Source organism: Streptomyces sp., from assembly GCF_035563135.1.
Lineage (GTDB): Bacteria > Actinomycetota > Actinomycetes > Streptomycetales > Streptomycetaceae > Streptomyces.
The window spans coordinates 1-3,338 of record NZ_DATMVN010000215.1 but is presented as its reverse complement, the minus strand read 5'-3'; the positions used below and the strand labels follow the sequence as shown (position 1 = coordinate 3,338).

At 70.3% G+C, this 3,338-nt stretch carries 3 protein-coding genes and 1 pseudogene; 2 read left to right on the top strand and 2 right to left on the bottom strand.

Going from position 1 to position 3,338, the window contains the following annotated elements; translation table 11 throughout:
- Positions 1 to 623, bottom strand: a 623-nt coding sequence (locus tag VN520_RS09615) for an FAD-dependent oxidoreductase (protein WP_325746444.1), incomplete at its 3' end; no start/stop codon positions are given.
- Positions 624 to 715: 92 nt separating this feature from the next.
- On the opposite strand from VN520_RS09615, the gene VN520_RS09610 reads away from it, so the two are divergent.
- The gene (locus VN520_RS09610; protein ID WP_325746443.1) at positions 716 to 1,078 is read left to right on the top strand and encodes a metalloregulator ArsR/SmtB family transcription factor; all 363 of its coding nucleotides are present in this window, start codon (positions 716 to 718) and stop codon (positions 1,076 to 1,078) included.
- Positions 988 to 1,452, top strand: a pseudogene (locus VN520_RS39600) (MerR family DNA-binding protein); the annotation flags it as partial. The gene VN520_RS09610 and the pseudogene VN520_RS39600, both read left to right, overlap by 91 nt.
- A gap of 173 nt (positions 1,453 to 1,625) precedes the next feature.
- On the opposite strand, the gene VN520_RS09605 reads toward VN520_RS39600, so the two are convergent.
- Positions 1,626 to 3,203: an alanine/glycine:cation symporter family protein gene (locus tag VN520_RS09605; protein WP_325746442.1), complete on the bottom strand. Its 1,578-nt coding sequence runs from the start codon at positions 3,201 to 3,203 to the stop codon at positions 1,626 to 1,628.
- Positions 3,204 to 3,338 lie beyond the last annotated feature (135 nt).

The window sequence follows — 3,338 nt, the reverse complement described above, 5'->3', positions numbered from 1 at the left end:
CCCATGCCGACCACGAGTGTGTGGCGCCCGGCAAACCGCTTCCGGTCGGTGCCCAGGACGTCAGGCAGTGGACCGGCAAGCCATGGACCGGCCTGATCCTCACCGATGGCCGGCAGTCCCGCGGCGCCCAGCGGGTTGGTGTGTCCCCAGGTGCCGGAGGCGTCCAGCACCGCGCGGGCCAGGACGTCGTCGACCTGGCCCTCGTGCATGGTCCGGACGACGTAGGGCCGACCTTCTCGCCCGACCGTGCGGGTCTTGTCGACGCCCTGGCGGCTGACCGCCAACACTCGCGTGCCAGTACGGATGTGTCGGGCCAGCTCCGGTGTGGCCGCGAGGGGGGTGAGGTAGTCGTCGACCAGCTCGGCGCCCGTGGGCAGAGCGTCCCGGTCGGGGGACTCCCACCCGTGTGCCTCCAGCAGGCGCAGTGCGGCGGCGTCGACGTCGTACTCCCACGGCGAGAACAACCGGACGTGCCCCCACTCCCGTACCGCGGCGCCCACCTGTTCGCCGGCCTCCAGCACAAGCGGCTCGAGCCCTCGTTCCACCAGGTGTGCAGCGGCGGCCAGCCCGACCGGTCCAGCTCCGATCACCACGACCGGCAGCTCTGACGTCTCCGTGCTCATCCCTACCAGCTCCTGGTCATCGACCCACATCGATGGGCAAAACGTATCAGCGGTTGCTGTTGATGGCAATGAAGCTATGTCATACTCGGGTCGTGAGCCAAGATCTCGGTGTCAGGCTGCTGGACCGCGCCGGCCTCGCTTCGGCAGCTGAGCAGGCCCAGTTGCTCGCTCCTCAGATGAAGGCGTTGTCCGACTCCAATCGGCTGCACCTGCTGCTGCTCCTCGCCGAGGGGTCGCGGTCGGTGCGTGAGCTGACCGAGCTCAGCGGGATGAGTCAGACCCTCGTGAGTCACCACCTCACCCCGCTGCGCGAGCAGGGGCTGGTGACGGTGACGCCCCGGGGTCGCAGCAACGTGTACGCCCTGTGCTGCGAGGCGCTCGCCGGGCCGGTGCGGCTGCTCGCCACTCTCGCCGCGCTGACGCCCGAGGGCGCCGATGCCTGCTGCGTGGACTGAAGTGCTTGACCGCGGTCCGCGGTCCACGGTCCAGCTTCAGTGGCGTGACCACCTCGGCCGTCCGAGGGCTGCGGGTCGCTGAGCTCGCCTCCGCCGTCGGAGTATCGCCAGACACCGTCCGCTACTACGAGCGCGCCGCGCTCCTCCCGCCGCCCGGCCGCACAGCGGCCGGTGACCGGGCCTGCGACGCCGGTGCGGTCGACCGGCTCGGATTCATCCAGGGAGCCCAGCGGCTTGGTCTCCGCCCGGCCGACATCCGTGACCTCCTCGCCGTCCGGGACACCGGCACGTGTCCGTGCGAGCCCGCCGAGGACCTGCTGCGTCGTCGGATGGCCGAGGTCGACGCTGGGATCGCCCGCCTCGTTGCCCTCCGTGCCGAGATGGAGACCCCGTCCGACGCGTCGTCGGCCGCAGACTGTCCTCCTCCCAGCCCCGGCACCTGGTGCCCGCCAGTAGGAGGTGATCCCTCGTGTCCAGTCTCATCCGGGGGCAGGCGCCGGCGTCGCCCGAGGCGGAGACACGGAAGCGCCGACCCTGTCCGCGAAGGTCATGCGGTGCGGTCGTGGCTGGCGGCGTACTCGGGGGTCCAGACGCTGTCGTGCAGATCGCGAGGCAGATCCTTGTTTCCGGTGCTGCGGAACACCGGGTCCTGGCCTGCCCTCGTCTGCCGCTCGAAGTCCCGGAGGGCGCCCAGGGCCCAGCGGCCGAGCAGGACCAGCGCGACGAGGTTGACCAGCGCCATGAACCCCATGGCGACGTCGGCCAGTGCCCACACCGTCGCCAGTTCCAGCAGGGCACCGGCCCCGACCACGGCGACGACCAGCGCGCGGAACACCGTCAGCGCGATGGGCCGGGCGCGCAGGAAGGTCATGTTGACCTCTGCGTAGGAGTAGTTCCCGAGCACCGAGGAGAACGCGAAGACGAAGATCAGCACGGTCATGACCCAGTTGAGGCCGCTGCCGAGCTCGTGGGCCACGGCAGCCTGGGTGAGCGAGGCGCCCTCCGTCGTCTCGCCGGGCCGGTACACCGCGGAGCCGGCGAACAGGATGATGAACGCCGTCGCGGAGCAGACGATGATGGTGTCGACGAAGACCCCGAGGGACTGGATCAACCCCTGCTTCACCGGGTGGCTGGTGGTCGCGGTGGCCGCGGCGTTGGGGGCACTGCCCATGCCGGCCTCGTTGGAGAACAGCCCGCGCTTGGCCCCGTTGAGCAGGGCTGCCGCGATCCCGCCGGTGATGCCGGCAGCGGCCTCGCCCACACCGAAGGCCGCCGAGAAGATCTGGCCGAGCACGGTGCCCACCTGCGTCACGTTGAGCGCGATGATCACGGCGGCGAGCAGCACGTAGGCCAGGGCCATCGCCGGCAGCATGTACTCGGCGACGCGAGCGATGCGGCGGACCCCGCCGAACACCACCACCGCTGTGAGGACCATGAGAGCAGCCGCGGACCACCACTCGCCGACCCCGTGTCCGGTGGCCAGCACGTCACTGATGGTGTTGGCCTGGACCATGTTGAACGCCACGCCGAAGGTGAAGATCAGCAGGATCGCGAAGACGATGCCGCCGCGACGCGAGCCGAGGCCCCGCTCGATGTAGAAGGCCGGTCCGCCGCGGAAGGTGCCGTCACCGGCCGGGACCTTGAAGATCTGAGCCAGCGTCGCCTCGATGAGGGCGGTGGCCATGCCCACGAGGGCGACCACCCACATCCAGAAGATGGCCCCGGGGCCACCGAGGGTCAGGGCGATGGCGACGCCCGCGATGTTGCCGGTGCCGACCCGGGACGCCAGGCCGACGCAGAAGGCCTGGAACGACGAGATGCCACCCTCGGAGCCGCTCCGGGAGGAGGCGATCTGGCCGACCATGCGACCGAACATGCGGAACTGGACGAAGCGCGTGCGGACACCGAAGTAGAGGCCCACCCCCAGGAGCACGTAGATCAGCACGTACGACCAGAGAACGTTCGAGACGGGGTCGATCACGTTCTGCTGGATGAAGTCCATCAGGGCCTCCACGTGGTGGGCATGCGGCGCTGGGAGCGTGTCCTCGCGGGCGAGGGCCGCGTGCTCGTCGTCGAGCTGATGGCTCTCGCAGGCGATCATCGGGGTCGGAGCGGGGGCGCGCACCCCGAGAGGAATGCGCGGAAGGCCCCGATTCCGCGGCTCGGGCCCTTCCCGAGAACCGAGTGCCGTCAGTCCAGGTGGTCGGGCAGGCTCACGGGCAACCGTCGTCCGCCACGGAACGTGTTCCCGCCGGGCTCA